This is a genomic window from Gordonia sp. i37 (assembly GCF_002043085.1).
Taxonomy (GTDB): Bacteria; Actinomycetota; Actinomycetes; order Mycobacteriales; family Mycobacteriaceae; genus Gordonia; species Gordonia polyisoprenivorans.
This window is the reverse complement of the sequence record NZ_MVPX01000364.1, coordinates 1-18,643: the sequence shown is the minus strand read 5'-3', so window position 1 is coordinate 18,643 and position 18,643 is coordinate 1. Positions and strand designations below refer to the sequence as shown.

Annotated in this window: 2 protein-coding genes; both read left to right on the top strand. The window is 68.4% G+C overall.

Going from position 1 to position 18,643, the window contains the following annotated elements; all coding sequences use genetic code 11:
- Positions 1-28: 28 nt before the first annotated feature.
- The gene (locus B1964_RS17570) at positions 29-8,284 is read left to right on the top strand and encodes a non-ribosomal peptide synthetase (protein ID WP_079930666.1); all 8,256 of its coding nucleotides are present in this window, start codon (positions 29-31) and stop codon (positions 8,282-8,284) included.
- Positions 8,281-18,643, top strand: a 10,363-nt coding sequence (locus B1964_RS17565; RefSeq protein WP_139765780.1) for a non-ribosomal peptide synthetase, incomplete at its 3' end; no start/stop codon positions are given. The genes B1964_RS17570 and B1964_RS17565, both read left to right, overlap by 4 nt.

Sequence of the window (18,643 nt, the reverse complement as noted above, 5' to 3'; positions counted from 1 at the left end):
CCCATCGGATGACGTTCGAAAACGAGAGGTGTCGGTACAGGTGGCGATCGCCGAGCATCGCGCGAAAGCGCAGGTCGCAGCGGAGACCCCGCTGCAGTACCTGCCGCTCACCGCGGCTCAGCGAGGCATGTGGTTCGCCGAGTCGCTGGCACCGGACTACTCGGTCAACATCGCCCAGTACCTCGACATCCGTCATCCTCCGGGCGGTCTCGACATCGAGTTGCTCGCCGAGTGCTCCATCCACGTCGGCAAGCACCTGGAGTCGCCCTACACCCGCCTCGCCGAGGTCGACGGTGTGCCGATGCAGTTCGTCGACCTCGATTTCGACCAGCAGGTCGACATCCTCGACTTCCGCACCGAACCGGACCCGGCCGGCGCGGCACTGGCGTGGATGCGCGCGGAGTACCAGCGACCCGTCGACCTGCTCAACGACCAATTCGTCATTGCCGCAATTCTGCAGGTCGGCGACGAACGAACGTTCTTCTACAACCGCGCCCATCACATCGTTCTGGACGGTTACGCCGCGCTCACCGGGGTGCGGCGGACCATTGACCGATACAACGCGCTCCGGCGCGGTCTGGTTCCCGACGACAAACAGCTCGCCACGATGGCCGAGATCGTCGAGTACGAGCAGAGCTACCAGAACAGCAGTCGACGCGACACCGATCGTGCGCACTGGCTCGAGCGGGTCGTCGACCTTCCCGAGCGGGTCACGCTCTCGACGCGGTCGGCGGCGGTTGCGCCGCTCTCGTTCGCCAATGTCGTGTCGAGTCAAGAGCTCGAGCCCGCGTCGCAACGCCGCCTGGAAGCCCTGGCCGCAGAGCTGAACAGCTCGATTGCCGTGTTGCTCACCGCCGCATTCGGCGCCTACCTGTCGCGGGTGACGGCCAACGACGACATCGTGATGAGCCTGCCGATCACCGGGCGCACCAACGTGAAGATCAAGCGGTCGGGCGGCATGGTGTCCAACATCGTGCCCATCCGGCTGCGCGATCCCCAGGGCAAGTCCGTCCGCGATCTCATCGCCACTGCGCAGCTCGAGCTGACCGGAGCGCTGCGCCACCAGCGATACCGGTCGGACGACATCCGGCGCGACGCCGGACTCGACGCCGGTTCGACCTCATTCGGCCCGGCGATCAACATGGTCTTCTTCGACGAGCCGGTCGCCATCGACGGCACCGAGTCCGACTACCGGATCCTGACGTCGGGAATTCTCGAGGACCTGCTGATCAACATGTATCAGTCGGGGCCCGCCGCGCCGCTGGTCGTCGATCTCCACGGCAATCCAGGCCTGTATACCCAGGCCGAACTCGACGCCCACCACGCTCGCTTCCTGCACTTCCTCGAGGACTGCCTGGCGCCGGAGTCGCTCGATCGACCTGTCGGCGCCATCGAGATGTTGACGCCCGCCGATCGGGCGATGCTGGCTGCCTTGCCCGAACCCGCAGCACACGGCTCGGGCGAGCCGGCGACGATCGTCTCCCGATTCGGCGAGGTTGCGCGACGCCATCCGGATCGACCTGCGGTCACCGACGCGCGCGGCGTCACCGTCACCTATCGCGAACTCGGGGCGCAAGCGGCCGCGGTGGCTGCAGCCCTGCGGGCCCGCGGTGTCGGGCCCGGCGACCTGGTGGGCGTGGCCACGGCACGCCACACGACGCTGGTCGCGGCCATCATGGGTGTGCTCACCGGTGGCGCGGCATATCTGCCGCTGGACACCAGCAACCCCGTCGACCGGCTCTCGTTCATCGTCGGTGACGCGGCTCCGGTGTGTGTCATCGTCGACGACGACGCCTCGCGACCGGACTGGAGCGGAACGTTCCCGGTGGTCTCGGTCGACCAGCTGATCTCCGAGGGTGCGACCGCGCCGGCACCGCCCGCGGTGCCCGACGACACTCTCGCCTATGTCATCTACACCTCGGGGTCGACCGGCCGACCCAAGGGTGTCGAGATCACCCACCACAACGTGATTGCACTGCTCGACGCGGCGCAGGAGCACTTCGAGTTCGGCGCCGACGATGTGTGGTCGGTGTTTCACTCCTATGCGTTCGACTTCTCGGTCTGGGAGATCTTCGGTCCGCTCCTCACCGGGGGGCGTGCGGTGATCGTGGATCGCCAGGTCGCGCGTGCGCCTGCCGAGTTCCTGGAGGTGCTCGCGCGCGAGAATGTCACGGTCGTCTCGCTGACCCCGTCGGCTTTCGGTGTCCTGGCCGAGGCACGTCGACGCACACCGACCCCGTTGTCGTTGCGGTACATGGTGTTCGGCGGCGAGGAGCTTCGGTTCGACGAGGTCGAGCGCTGGTATGACGCCTTCGGCGACGACGTCGCTCTGGTCAACATGTACGGGATCACCGAGACCACGGTGCACGTGACATACCGTCCGCTTGATCCCGAGTTGGTCCGGGGCGAGAGCAGCAGCTTGATCGGACAACCGTTGTCCACGTTGGGTGTGCGCATCCTCGACAACCGTCTCCAGCCGACTCCCGAGGGCGCGATCGGTGAAATCTACGTGGTCGGTGAGCAATTGGCCCTGGGATACCGCAATCGTGCGGCGCTCACCGCGAGCCGATTCGTCGCCGACCCCGACGGCAGTGGCCGTCGGATGTACCGGTCGGGCGATCTCGGCCGCCGCGTCGGTGACGACGTCCAGTATCTGGGCCGGGCCGACACGCAGGTGCAATTGCGTGGGTTCCGTGTGGAACTCGGCGAGGTCGAGACCGCTCTGCGGTCCGTCGGCGGCGTCACCGCTGCGGCCGCCGTGGTCCTCGACGCCCGAAATGCCGGTGGCGCCAAACTGATCGGGTACGCGGTGGTCGATCCCGCTGCGGGCCTGGACGACTCCTCGATCCGCGATGCGGTACGAGCGGCGGTGCCCACCTACATGGTCCCCGACCTCGTGATGCTGATCGACGAGCTGCCGATCACCGCCAACGGAAAGCTTGATCGCCGCGCCCTGCCGACGCCGCGGTTTGCCCGTGATGAGCGGGTCGCCTTCATCGCACCGTCCACCGCGCGGGAAATCGCCGTCGCCTCGGTCATCGGTGACGTCCTGGACGTGACGCCCATCGGCATGCACGACAACATCTTTGCGCTCGGCGCCGATTCGCTGACCGCCGCTCGCATCGTCTCGCGGTTGCGGAGCGTGGCGCGGCTGTCGGTGTCGTTGTCGGACGTGTTCGAAGCGGGCACGCTCGCCGAGATCGTCGCCGCAGCGGTGCCGACGCAGGACGCCGCTGCCCTTCCGCTCCCCGGGCAGGTCGAGCGGCCGGTGCGTATCCCGTTGTCGCTGAGCCAGCAACGTCTCTGGTTCATCAATCGGCTCGATCCGGCTTCGGGGGCCTACAACATCCCGGGTGCGGTTCGGCTCGGCAGCGACGTCGACACGGACGCCCTCGCCGCCGCCGTCGGTGACCTCGTGTCCCGCCATGAGCCGCTGCGGACCACGTTCCCCGATGACGACGGCGAGACCTTCCAGTCCATCGGCGAGATCGACGACGTCACCGCTGCAGGTGTTTTCGGTGTGGAGGCGGTCGACGCTTCAGCCGTCGACGCTCGGATCGCAGACCTGTCGGTGACCGGTTTCGACGTCACCAAGGACTGGCCGCTGCGAATTCGGTTGCTCGCGGTGTCCGACTCTGCGGACAGTGCCTCTGGAGAGACAGTCGGCGGCAGCGTTGATCACGTGCTGGTCGTCGTCGTACATCACATCGCGGCCGACGGTGCGTCTCTCGGGCCCTTGATCACCGACCTGTTGACCGCGTACGCCGCCCGCGCTCAGAGGCAGGCTCCCGAGTGGACGTCGTTGCCGGTGCAGTTCGCCGACTTCGCCGTGTGGCAGCGTTCGGTGCTGGGGGAGGAGGCCGATGCCGACTCGGTGATGGGTCGTCAGATCGCCTTCTGGCGCAAGGAACTCCAGGGCATGCCGGAGCTCATCGGGCTGCCGACCGACCGCCAGCGGCCCACGCGTCCCACGGGCGCCGGCGGCTACGTCGACACGATGCTCGACGCACAAACCGTCGAGCGGCTGCACGCCCTCGCCGCGCACCACGGCGTCACCTTGTTCGCGGTCTTCCACTCGGCGCTCGCGGTGCTGCTGTCGCGGCTCAGCGGTGGCGAGGACATCGCCATCGGCACCGCCATCGCCGGTCGTGACGAACCCGAATTGGCCGATCTCGTCGGGATGTTCGTCAACACCGTGGTGCTGCGCACCCGGGTGCAGCCCGCCGACGGTCTCACCGATCTCCTCGCCTCGGCTCATCACACTCGCGCACAGGCGCTCGGTCACGGCGACGTGCCCTTCGAGCAGGTGGTGAATGCGGTGGGGGCCCGACGATCCCGGTCGCACTCGCCGTTGTTCCAGGTGGAGCTGGTCATGCAGCACGATCAGGTGGTGGGCCGGCTTGATGCGGAGTCGGGACTCGGGTTGATCGACGCCCGCCCGCCGTTCGCCAAGTACGACCTCTCGCTGAACGTGATCGAGTTCGGTCCGGTTGCCGACCACTCCGAGCAGATCTCGTTGTCCTTCTGCTACTCGCGAGAGCTCTTCGACCACAGCACGATCGAGCGCTTCAGCCACTACCTGCACGACATCCTGGACCGCATGGCGGCGACCCTGGAGGAGGCGCAGGACCGACCGCTCGACGACTTGTTCTGGTTCCCCGATTCGGAATTGGACGTCGTCGCCGGCTGGTCGAGGGGATACTCCGAGGAGATCACCCGGCCCCTGCTGCTGGCGGCAGCGGCGTCCGAGCGGCGCGCCACGGCGCTCGTCCACGACGGTCGGCGGGTGTCGTACCGCGAATTCGCCGACCGCGTCAACAGCCTGGCCAGGGAACTGATCGGTGTCGGAGTCGGTCCCGATGTGGCTGTCGCCGTGTGTATCCCGAGGTCGGTCGAGCTATTGGTCGCGCTACACGCGGTGATCACGGCCGGTGGGCAGTATGTCCCGATCGATCCCGACGCACCGCTCGACCGCGGCGAGTACATGGTCGAGATGGCCGGCGTCGGCACGGTGCTCGTCGGTCCCGGTGCGCTCCCGCCCGTGATGTCCGGCCTCGCCGACCGCGTCTGGGTGCACACGGTGGATGCTTCCGCGCCGATCGAACACGCCGTCGCCCCGGTGACGACCGACGAGCTGATCGCGCCACTGCTGCCCGATCACGCCGCCTACACCATCTTCACCTCCGGATCGACCGGAAAACCCAAGGGCGTCACCGTCTCCCATCGGGCGATCGTCAATCGACTCGAATGGATGCAACGGCATTACCCGCTGAGCACATCCGATGTGGTGTTGCAGAAGACGCCCATCACCTTCGACGTGTCGGTGTGGGAGCTCTTCTGGCCGTTCATGGTCGGTGCCAGTCTGGTCATCGCCGAACCCGGACGTCATGGTGACCCGGAGTATCTGGCGTCGCTGATCGAATCCGAGGGCGTCACCACGATGCACTTCGTGCCGTCGATGATGTCGACGTTCGCCGACGTGACCGGGCCGACCCGGATGGCCGAATTGAGTTCGCTGCGACTGATGTTCACCTCGGGGGAGGCCCTTGCGGCGCCGACTGCGCGGTCGGTGCTGTCCGCATTGCCCGGCCTGGGGCTACACAACCTGTACGGTCCCACCGAGGCCGCGGTCGACGTCACCGAGTATCACGTCGGGGCCACCGATACGGCGATCCCGATCGGGCGACCCGTCGCCAACACCACCACGTTCATCCTCGATCGCCGGCTGCGACCGCTCCCGGTGGGTGTCCCCGGCGAGTTGTATCTCGGTGGCGTCCAGCTCGCCCGCGGATACGCCGCACAGGGCAGGCTCACGGCGGAACGGTTTGTGGCGGACCCGTTCGGACCTCCGGGATCCCGTCTGTACCGCACCGGCGACCTGGCACGGTGGAACACCTCGGGCGACATCGAATACCTGGGACGCAACGACTTCCAGGTGAAGCTCCGGGGACAGCGCCTCGAGCTCGGCGAGATCGAGGCCTCGCTGGTCAACGTCCCGGGTGTCGTGCACGCTGCGGCGACGGTGATCGAGTTGGCCGCCGGTCAGAACCTGGTCGCCTACTATTCGCCCGACACCGTGGCGCCCGACACGGCCGCGGCCCACCTCGCCGAGCATCTGCCGGAATTCATGGTGCCGACGATCTGGATGCCGATGGAGCAGATGCCGCTCAACTCGGCGGGCAAGGTCGACCGTCGTGCGCTGCCCGAACCGGTACTGGCCACCGCCCCGTTCGTCGGCCCGAGCACCGATACCGAGCGGATCATCGGGGCGGTCTTCGCCGAGGTCCTCGGCGTCGAGAAGGTCAGCGTCACCGAGTCGTTCTTCGATCTCGGCGGAAACTCCCTGAGCGCCACCAAGGTTGCCGCGCGATTGTCCGCCGAGCTCGGGATCAAGGTCCCGCTGGCGGCAGTGTTCGACGCGCCGTCGGTCCGCGAGGCCGCACAGCATGTGCGCGGTATGGACACGCCACACCACCGGCCGGTGCTGGCCCCGGCCCGGCGCGGCACGAGCGCGCCGCTGTCGGCCGTCCAGCGCGGCATGTGGCTGGTCAATCGAGCCGATCCCGCATCGCCGGTCTACAACGTGGCGATCGCGCTCCGATTGTCCGGAGCGCTCGACCGGACGAGCGTCGACCACGCCTTCGCGGACCTGGTGAGCCGGCACGAGTCGTTGCGGACGATGTATCCGATGCTCGACGGTGAGCCGGTACAACTCGTCCTCGACCCCGAGGACGCACTGACGCGCATCGAACGCTCGGTGCGCGACGTCCGCGATGATGTCGATGCCGAGATCGCGACGGTCACCGGTGGCGGGTTCGACGTCACGGCCGGGCCGCCGCTGCGACTGGCGCTGCTGGCGGTCGCTCCCGACGACCACATCCTCGTCTTCGTGGTGCACCACATCGCCGCCGACGGCGCGTCGATGATGCCGCTGGCCACCGATTTCATGGCCGCATACACCGCTCGGGTGAGCGGTGTCGCACCGGCGTGGGAACCGCTCGCCGTGCAGTACGCCGATTATGCTGTGTGGCACCATGATTGGCTTGACACGCAAGGCCCCGACGGCCGGACCGAGGCGACGCGGCAGCTGGACTACTGGACCGGGCGGCTGGCCGGTGCGCCGGCGAGGCTCGAGTTGCCGACCGACCGGGTGCGGCCGCGTGTACCGACATTCGCCGGTGACGAGGTCGTCTTCGAGGTTCCCGGCGAGTTGGTGGGCAGGCTCGACGCCGTTGCCCGCCAGAACAATGCCACCCTGTTCATGGTCATGCATGCGGCGTTCGCGGTGCTGCTCAGCCGCCTCACGGCGCAGCGCGACATCGTCATCGGTACGCCGTTCGCAGGTCGCGAACAGGCCGAGCTCGACGGCGTGATCGGGATGTTCGTCAACACATTGGCCTTGCGTACCCAAATCCGCGAGGAGGAGAAGTTCGCCGAACTACTCCAGCGGGTTCGCCACGATGACCTGGCGGACATGGCCAACGCCGACATCCCCTTCGACTCCATCGTGTCGTCGGTTGCGGCGGCGCCGGCGACCAGCCATCACCCGATTTATCAGGTGATGTTCGCCTATCAGAACTTCGCTTTCCCGACAGTGGATCTGGCCGATCTGACCATCACCCCGGTGTCCGAACAACTGGTGCCGGCCAAGGTGGATCTGCAATTGACACTGTTCCCCGACGATCCGCACGCAACACCTGGCACGAAGGACTCCGATGTGATGAAGGGTCAACTGATCTACGCCAAGGATCTCTACAACCGCAGTTCGGTTGAGCTGCATGCGCAGCGGTATCTGCGGGTGCTCGAGGAAGTCGCCGAGAACCCGCAGGTGCTCGTCGACGACATCTCCATCGCCACCGATACCGAGGCGCAGGCCGCACTCGACGCGGCGGGCCACGGATATCATTCGCTGTCGATCCCCGAACTCGTCGCGGCGGCCGCGAACGCCGCGCCGGATGCGGTGGCGGCCAGTCACAACGGAACCGAGGTGACCTTCGCGGTGCTGTCGGCGATCACCGATACGATGGCGAGCGCACTACCGGATGCCGACTCGGCGCTGACGACCGCGCTCATGAGCCTGATCCCCGACGTCGCCGTCTCCGGACCGCAGGCGCTCGGGGACGTCCTCGGCGATCTGCGATCGAATTCGCTGGTCGCCGTGGGCGATTCGGCAGGTGCCGGCAGGAGTGCGACCAACGGCACTGCGACCAACGGCACGGCGATCAACGGGACCTCGATCAACGGGGTGGCGAACATGGCGAACAAGGGAATGACTCCAACGTGACAGAAGTCGATTCAAGGGCCTCAGCGATAGCCAAGACCTGGGGTCCGCGCCCGTCGACTCTCCATCTGATCGCCTTCGCAGCCGGATCCGTACCGAATTCGATTGCGATCGATGCGCCCGCCGGCCCGGTGACCTTCGCCGACCTGCACGCGCAGGTCGCGGCGACGGCGCAGGTGTTCGCCACCCAGGGACTCGACACCGAGGCAGCGGTGGGTGCGGGCGTGACGCGGGCGCTCATGTCGCCCGGGCACAGCCCGCAGGATCTCGCCGAGGCCACACGACGCGCGATCGAGCAGGTGCGCAGCCGCGCGCTCGACGTCATCGGCAGTCACGATCTGGGATCGCTTGTCGGACTGTTCGGATCGGCGGTGGCACGCTTCGGCGGCCGGACCGCGGTGAGCGACACCCATCGCCACCTGACCTACCGTGAACTCGACGAGCGGTCGGCGCACCTCGCCGACGCATTGCGGCATGCGGGTGCCGGACCGGGCCGCCTGATCGGTGTCGCGCTGCCCCGCGACGTCGACCTGATCGTTGCCCTCGTGGCGATTCTGCGCACCGGTGCCGCGTATCTGCCGCTCGACCGCGGCCAGCCGCCCGCGCGTGCACTGTCCATCATCGGCGACGCCGAACCCCTCATGGTCCTGGTCGACGACGAACTCGCCGCGCAGTGGGCGGAGGCCGCAGCGCCACTGGTCTCCCCGGCCGACATCGAGCGTCGGTTCGCCGACGGGACAGCCGAGCCTGCCGAATCGCCGGACGCCGCAGCGGCGATCGACGACCGCCTGCCCGCATACCTGATCTACACCTCCGGTTCCACCGGAAAACCCAAGGGCGTGGTGGTGTCCCACCGTCAGGTGGTGGCCCTGCTCGCGGCGGCCGCGGACGACTTCTCCTTCGACCACAACGATGCGTGGACGCTGTTCCACTCGTACGCGTTCGATTTCTCGGTATGGGAGATCTGGGGCCCCCTGACCACCGGTGCGCGGCTGGTGATCGTCGACCGCGACGTCTCCCGTGACCCCGGAGCGTTCCTCGAATTGCTGGCTGCTCAGCGGATCACAGTTCTCAACCAGACACCGTCGGCGTTCTACCAGCTGGTCGCGCAGCGTCGCCGCGCGCCGCTGGACCTGTCGCTGCGCTATGTCGTCTTCGGTGGAGAGGCACTGAGTTTCGAGCAGGTTCGCCGATGGTTCGACGACAACCCCGCCGATCACGCGCAACTGGTGAACATGTACGGCATCACCGAGACGACAGTGCATGTCAGCTACCGGCCGCTGGATCGGGACGCCGTCGCCGCCGCCGACGCCTCCTTCATCGGGCGTCCGCTCTCCTCGCTCGACATCCACATCCTGGATGGCCGGCTGCGGCCGGTGCCCGAGGGCGTCGTCGGTGAAATGTACGTCACCGGAACACAACTCGCACAGGCATACCGCAAGCGGCCCTCGCTGAGTGCGACTCGCTTCGTCGCCAACCCGTTCGCCGCGGACGGTTCACGGATGTACCGGACCGGTGACCTCGCGCGTCGAGTCGGGGAGGACATCGAGTATCTCGGACGTGGCGACGATCAGGTGCAGTTGCGCGGATTCCGCATCGAGTACGGCGAGATCGAAGCAGCCCTGCTGGGGGCAGCGGGGGTCAGCGCAGCAGCCGCTCGCGTGATCGACCTCCCCGGGCGCGGTGAGATCCTCGTCGGATACGTTGTCGCGGACGAGGACGCGCACGGCGCCGCCGGTGACGGCAGTGCTCTCGACGTCGCGCAGGTACGACGGGTCGCGGGACGAGCGGTCCCGGACTACATGGTCCCCGATGTCGTCGTCGAGGTGAGCTCGTTGCCGTTGACCGGCAACGGGAAACTCGATCGCGCGGCCCTCCCGCGCCCGAATCTGACCGCCGACACCGAGATCGTCGCGCCCGCGACGGCCACCGAGACCGCGCTGAAGGCGATCGTCGTCGAGGTGCTCGGGCTCGACGACATCAGTGTGACGACCTCGGTCTTCGACGTCGGCGGCAACTCATTGCTCGCGGCGCGGATCGTCGGCCGGGCCGCGGAGACGCTGGGGGTCGACCTGAGCGTGCGGGATCTGTTCGAGGCGCCCACAGTCCGCGAACTCGCGATCACCGCCGACGCCACCCGCCCGGGACTGCCGGCCATCGAGGCCGTCGTGCCCCGCCCCGAGCGAATTCCGTTGTCCCTGGCCCAACAACGGATGTGGTTCATCAACCGCTTCGACCCCGCGTCGGCTGCCTACAACATTCCCGCGGTGCTGCGGCTCGACGGCGATGTCGACACCGACGCCCTGCGCGCGGCACTGCTCGACGTCATGCGCCGGCATGAGGTGCTCCGCACCACCTACCCCGAGACCGAGGGCACGGCGGTCCAGCAGGTCGCGGACATGACCGTGGCCGAAGCCGCACTTGACTGGCGCATCGGTGACGAATCCGAAGCGCGCGCAGCGCTTCTCGCCGGATTCGACCTGCGCGACGAGCTACCCGTCCGAGTCCGGCTGACCCAGGTGTCGGCAACCTCCTGGGCGATGGTGCTCGTGTTGCACCACATCGCCTGCGACGGTGAGTCGTTGGCCCCGCTGGTCGCCGACCTGATCGCGGCGTACGAGGCGCGCTCACAGGGCCATGCACCCGAATTCACGCCGCTGCCGGTCCAAATGGCCGACGTCGCGCTCTGGCAGGAGCGGGTCCTCGGTGCCGCCGACGACCCGGATTCCCTGATCGGCGCGCAATTGTCGTATTGGGCAACCCAACTCGACGGCGCGCCCGATGTGATCGAGCTACCGACCGACCGGCCTCGCCCGGCGATCGCCTCGCAGCGCGGCGCCCGAGTCGATTTCGACGTGCCCGCCGAACTGTCCGAACGAGTGGGTGTGCTGGCACGCGAACGCGGCCTGACGCCGTTCATGGTGGCCCATGCCGCGCTGTCGGTGGTGCTCGCGCAACTCTCGGCGACCGACGACATCACCGTCGGCACCCCGATCGCCGGCCGCGGCCAATCGGTTCTCGACCCGATGGTCGGCATGTTCGTCAACACACTGATCTTGCGGACGACCGTCGAGCCGCACATGAGCTTCGACGACCTCCTGGCCGAGACCCGACGGATCGATCTCGAGGCGCTCGCTCACGCCGACCTGCCGTTCGAGGCGATCGTCGAGCGGGTGAACCCCATTCGGTCCCAGGCGTATGCGCCGCTGGCGCAGGTGTGGTTGTCCTTCGATCAGTCCGCGATCACCGAGTTGGCTTCGCAGAGCGTCGATATCGGTGTTGCGGGCGGGTTGCGGGTCAGTGCCGCCGAGCCGTCCGAGATCTCGTCCAAGGTCGATCTGACCGTCGGTATCGCCGACTCGTCGAGCGGATGGCAGGGATCGATCGTCTACGCGACCGACCTCTACGATCCCGGAACCGTCGCGGTGTTCGCCGAGCGGTTCGTCCGTGCGCTCGACGGGCTCACCGGGGACCCGGCGCGACCGGTCGGCGACGCCACGATTCTCTCCACGCCGGAAGCTGCTGCGCTGCAACGGTGGACGTCGGGCGGCTTGGTCCGCCCCGGCGCGGCCACGGTTGCCGACGCGCTCGGTGCGGCGCACCTCGCCCACGCCGAGCAGATCGCTGTCGTCGACGCCGGGAACCGTGCTGAGGGTTCGAGTCCGGGGGGTTCGAGTCCGGGGGGTTCGACGCAGTGGACGTACGCCGGATTCGGTGCTCTGGTCAACTCGCTCGCGCGGCGGTTGATCGACCTCGGTGTCGGCCCGGACGTTGCTGTTGCCGTCGGGATTCCGCGTTCGCCGGAGATGCTCGTGGCCGTGCACGCGGTGATCGTCGCCGGCGGTCACTATGTGCCGGTGGACCCGGAGGCTCCGGCCTCGGTGGTCGCCCATCTGCTCGATACGGCGCAGGTGGCCGCGGCCCTGACGATGTCCGACGCCTCGGGTGTCTTCGCCGACGCGGCTGATCGCCTGCCGGTCACCATCGTCGACCTGACCGAACTCGAACGCGCGGATGGGCGCCCGGTGACCGATCGGGATCGGCTCGCACCCCTGCGCCCCGATCACGCTGCCTACACGCTGTTCACCTCAGGCTCGACCGGACAACCCAAGGGCGTCACCGTCTCCCACGGGGCCCTCACCGCGCTGCTCACGTGGTTCGCGCCCGCCGGCATCGAACCGCGGGACGAGCGCGTCCTCGTCAAGACCCCGTTCACCTTCGATGCGTCGGTGTGGGAGTTGTTCTGGCCGTTGATCGTCGGCGCACACGCCGTCGTGGCGGGTGTGGACGACCATCGCGAACCGACCGCCGTGGCCCGCAGCCTCGCCGAGTACGACATCACCATGGTGCAGTTCGTCCCGTCGATGCTCTCGGTATTCCTCGACGAGGTCTCCGACGCGGCCGCCGCGCTGTCGACGGTGCGCCGGATCTACACCGGCGGTGAGGCATTGACGCCGGCGTTGACGCAGTACACGCTCGCCGCGGCACCGCACGCGACGGTGATCAACCAATACGGGCCCACCGAGATGACCGTCGACACGACGATCGCGACGCTCAGCGAGCCGGTCGAGACCGTCACGATCGGCCGGCCCGCCCCGGGTGTGCTGGTCCGAATCCTTGACCGACGTCTGCGTCCGGTCCCACCGGGTGTGCCCGGCGAGCTCTATCTCGGCGGCCCTCAGATGGCCCGTGGTTACGCCCGGGCGTCTGCGCTGACCGCGGAGCGATTCGTCGCCGACCCCTGCGGTCCGGACCTGTCGGGTGCGCCGGGACAGCGTCTCTATCGCACCGGTGATCTGGCGCGGTGGACCACCGACGGCGACATCGAGTACCTGGGGCGCACCGACTTCCAGGTCAAACTGCACGGGCAACGGATCGAACTCGGTGAGATCGAGTCGGTGGTGTCGTCGGTTCCCGGCGTCGTCGCCGCAGCAGCCGACGTCCGATCGTCGGCGGCCGGGGACGCACTGGTCGCCTACGTGGTCGGTCACCCCGGCGACACGCTTCGCACCGAGGTCATCGCCGATGCAGTGGCCGACCGGCTGCTCGCGCACCTGCGGCCGTCGGTCTGGGTGGTACTCGATGCCATGCCCCGCAACAGCGCGGGCAAGATCGACCGCCGAGCGCTTCCCGATCCGGCGCCCGCGGCGCACACCGAGGTCGTCGCGCCGTCGACGCCCGCCGAGACGACCATCGCCGCCGTCGTCGCCGAGGTGCTCGGCGTGGACCAGGTGTCGGTGACCGATTCGTTCTTCGACATCGGCGGAAATTCGTTGGCCGCCATGCGCGTCGCCGCCCGAGCGGGTGCGGCACTGGGCGTCGACATCGCCGTCCGCGATCTCTTCGACGCACCGACGGTCGCCGATCTCGCACGCCGGGTGGCCGGCCGTGGTGTCGGGCTTCCGCCGGTGCGGGCGCATCACCCGCGCCCGGAGCGCATCCCGCTGTCCTACGCGCAGCAACGGATCTGGTTCATCAACCAGTTCGACACCTCCTCGGGCGCCTACAACATCCCGATCGCGCTGCGCCTCACCGGCAAACTCGACCTGGCGGCGCTGCGCGCGGCCATGGTCGACGTGATCGACCGCCACGAGGTGTTGCGTACCACCTTCCCGTCCGTCGAGGGCGCGCCGCGTCAGGTGGTGACCGACCGATCGCTGACCGGCTCGCGGCTGGACTGGGCGGTCGTCGACGACGAGTCGGAGCTTTTCGCTGCCGCGACAGCGGGATTCGACGTCACCGCCCACCATCCCATCCGCGTCCGGATTCGGCGCGTCGAGGATCTCGAACACATCGTGCTCATCGTGGTGCACCACATCGCCGGCGACGGCGAGTCGATGCGCCCGTTGGTCACCGACGTGGTGACCGCCTACCATGCCCGCTCACGCGGTCGTACACCGCAATTCGCGGAACTGGCAGTGCAATTCGCCGACGTGGCACTGTGGCAGCAGGAGGTGCTCGGCTCGGCCGAAGACCCGCGGTCGGTGGTGTCGGCGCAATTGGCGTACTGGACCGACCGGCTCGCCGGTCTACCGGATGTGCTGAGCCTGCCGACCACGCACCCACGCCCGGCCGTCGCCTCGATGCGTGGCGCCGAGATCGGCTTCGAGATCCCCGCCGGCACCACGGAATCGGTGCGCGCGCTCGCCGCGGCACGCGGGATCAGCGAGTTCATGATCATCCACGCCGCGCTGGCGGTGCTGTTGTCGCGGCTGGCCGCCACCGATGACATCGCGATCGGTACCCCGATCTCGGGCCGGGGAGATCAGGCTCTCGACCCGCTCGTCGGGATGTTCGTCAACACCCTCGTCCTGCGGACCGCGGTCGACGGTGCCGCCACCTTCGCCGACTTCCTCGACGCGGTCCGCAAGACCGACCTCGACGCGTTCGACCATGCCGATGCACCGTTCGAGACCGTCGTCGACGCCGTATCGCCGACGCGCTCGGAAGCTTTCGCGCCGCTGACCCAGGTCTTGCTGACGGTGGAGCAGAATCCCGTTGACCCGTCGGCGATGGTTGCCGACCTCGACGACCTCGCCGTCGGCGTCCTGGAGATCGAGGAGACCTCCGCGAAGGTCGATCTGACGGTCGGTGTGCGCGCCGGACGCACCGGCGCGTGGACCGGACGGGTGAACTACGCGACCGACCTCTTCGACGCGCGCACCGTCGAAACCATGATGTCCCGGTTCGTGGATCTGCTCGGACACCTCGTGGCCCAGCCCGAGACAGTGATCGGCGACGCGCCGCTCCTCGCCCCTGCCCAGGCGGCGGCACTGACGCCGGTCGCCGGGCCACGTGGCCGCGCACCGATGCTGCTCGCCGACATCTTCGACGAGGCCGTCCGCAGGTTCCCCGCCTCGGTCGCCGTGTCCGACGAGACGCGCACCCTGACCTACGCCGAGCTGGATGAGGCGGCCAACCGACTCGCACGCCACCTCCTTGCCGCGGGCGCTGCACCAGAAGCCCTCGTGGCCTTGGCGATTCCGCGGTCGGTGGACCTGACGGTCGCGATCTGGGCGGTCGCGCGCACCGGCGCGGGTTACCTACCGATCGACCCCGATCACCCCGAGCAGCGGATCGCCGGCATGCTCGCCGATGCCGGTGTCGCACTGGGCCTGTGCCCGCGTGCGTCGGGGCAGCGGTGGGAGAACACCGAGATCGCCACGGCGACCACCTGGATTCACCCCGACACACCGGAGGTGGCCGAGACGATCGCCGGACTGTCGCCGGAACCGCTGCACCACAATGAGCTACACGGCGAGCCGACGCTCGATTCGCTCGCCTACGTCATCTACACCTCCGGCTCCACCGGTCGCCCGAAAGGGGTGGGCGTCACCCACCGGGGCATCCGCAACTTCGCCGACACGGAAACGAGGATCGCGCGCGCACAACCCGATTCGCGAATCCTGGGATTCGCGTCGCCGAGCTTCGACGCGTCCGTACTGGAACATCTGCTGGCCGTCACCGCAGGGGCGGCACTGGTGTACCGCCCGGCCGACGCCGTCGCCGGTGCACCGCTACAGGAGTTCGTGGCACACGAACAGCTCACCCATGTCTTCCTCACACCGACGGTGCTGGCGTCGCTCGGCCCGGCCGAACTGCCCACGGTGGGTACCGTTCTCGTGGGCGGCGAAGCGATGCCGGAAGCACTGCGGGACAGGTGGGCGCCGTCGGCGGAGTTGCACAACATGTACGGGCCCACCGAGACCACCGTCGCCGTCACGATGAGTGCGGCGATGACCGCGGGTGGTCCCGTGCTCATCGGATCACCGATCGAGGGGACCGAACTGCTCATCCTGGACGAGCGGCTGCATCCCGTTCCGGTGGGCGTGCTCGGTGAGCTCTATGTCGCCGGACCCAGTCTCTCGCGAGGCTACCTGCACCGTCACGCCTTGACCGCGGAGCGGTTCGTCGCCAATCCGTACGGCGCTGCGGGGCAGCGGATGTACCGTACCGGTGACGTCGTCCGGTGGGTCGAGGGCGACGGCGGGTTGTCCGTCGGTTACGGCGGTCGCAGCGACGATCAGATCAAGCTGCGTGGCCTGCGCATCGAACTGGGCGAGATCGAGTCCGCCCTCGCGACACATCCGGCGGTCGACTCGGCGATCGTGGTCGGCGTCTCCGCGGACGGAGCCATCGCCGGCAGCGGTGAGTCGGTCGTGTCCGGTCTCGCCGCCTATGTCGTGCTCCGGTCGCCGGTCGATACGGCAACCCTCGGCGAGCATGTCGCGCAGCGACTTCCGCTGTACATGGTGCCCGGCAGCATCACGACGCTGGACGCACTGCCGTTGACCGTGATCGGCAAACTCGACCGCAGGGCACTGCCCGCCCCGACCCCGACGCTCGACGCCGCCTACGTCGCTCCGCAGGACCCCGTCGAGCAGCAGCTGGCCGGTATCGTCGCCGGACTGCTCGGCATCGAACGGGTCGGCGTGACGGACTCGTTCTTCGGCCTCGGCGGAGACTCGATCATGTCCATCCAGCTCGCCTCCGCAGCGCGGGCCGCAGGACTCGAACTGTCGCCGCGGGACATCTTCGAACACAAAACGATTCGTGGGATGGCTCGCGCCGTCGCACGCCGCGGCGACGCCGTCGCAGCGCTCGAGGAGCCCCACGGCGGTGGCGTCGGGCCGATGCCGATCCCGCCCGTCGTCTCGTGGGTCCTCGAACACGCCGACGCGCCCGAGGATTTCGCCGACTTCTCGCAGTCGATGGTGCTCCACGCCCCGGCCGAACTCACCGTGTCGGCGCTCCGCGAGGTCATCGGTGCCGTGGTCGCCAACCACCCGATGCTCACCGCCGCACTCACCGAGATCGACGGTCGGCCGCACCTCGAGGCAGGGGCCGGGCGATTCGACGGACAGAGCGCGGTCACCGAGTCCACCGGTTACGGCGGAGGGGCCGATGGTGCTGCGCTGATCACCGCGGCGTTCCGCGAGGCCTCCATGCGACTCGATCCCGCACTCGGGCAACTGGTATCGGCGGTTCTTGCCGGGACCGGGGAACTGCGTCGCGTGGTCATCGTCATCCACCACCTCGGTGTCGACGCCGTCTCGTGGCGCGCGATCATCGAGGATCTGGTGACCGCTTGGGGCCAATACCTCGCCGGTGAGCCATTCGCCTTGAGGCCGGAGGCGACCTCGGCACGGGCCTTCGTCGGAGCGGTGCAGAGCCAAAAGCGTGCTCGGCAGTCCGAACTCACCTACTGGCTCGCCCGTGCGCGCGCCACCGATCTCGGCGTCGAGATGGACCGCGGACGCGATCGCATGTCCACCACCGCCGAGATCGTGCACACGATCGACACGTCCCTCGCCGAACCGTTGCTCACCTCGGTACCCGCAGCCTTCCGCGGCAACGCCAACGACGCACTCGTCGCCGCGCTCGCTCGCGCGGTGCGGTCCTGGCAACGAGACCGCGGTATCGCCGACGAGCAGCCGGTCACCATGCTCATCGAGGGACACGGACGCTACGAGGAGGTGCTGCTGCGCGGCGCGGCCCCGCGCACCGCGGACCTATCGCGCACCGTCGGATGGTTCACCAGCGTCGCCCCCATCGCCATCGATCCCGACGGTGACGCCGCTCGAACCGTGAAGAGCGCCAAGGAGGAACGCGTCGGCCGGCCCGACAACGGCATCGGTTTCGGTCTGCTCCGCGCGGATCGTGGTGGCGCACTCGCGCAGGCGCCGCTGCCGTCCATCGCATTCAATTACCTCGGCAACGTGGCGGGGGATTCCGCCGACGGCCTCGTCGGGACTCTGCTCCCGGACCCGGATGCGCCACGACTTCCCGGCACGGTCACCGGTGCGATGGTGGCCACCGCCCTGATCACCATCACCGCAGGGACCGTCGTCGGCCCGGAAGGCCGCCGACTGCAGGCCGGGTTCGGCTTCCCGGCAGGCGCACTGAGCCATGACGACGTCGACGACCTTGCACGGCGCTGGGAGAACGAACTCGCCGCGATCGTCGAACACGTTGCCTCCGAGGGCGATCCGGGCCTTTCGCCGTCGGATGTCGTCGGTGCCGCGGTGACGCAGGACGACCTCGACGAGCTGGCCCGACGTTACCCGCGCGCCGACATCTGGGCGCTGTCTCCGTTGCAGCGCGGGCTGCAGTTCCAGGCCGAACTCGCCGCCGCCGGGCGGGAACAAGGGGCCGTCGACGTCTACATCGCACAGGCGGTGCTCACCCTCGACGGAGACGTCGATGCCGAACGTCTCCACGCCGCGGTACGCGCGGTCTTCGACGAACATCGCGTGCTGCGTTCGTGTTTCGTCCGGGTGGGAAGCGGCGAGGTCGTCACGGTCGTCCCCGAGACGGTCGAGGTGCCGTGGCGGGTTGTCGACATCACGGACCCGGACGCGG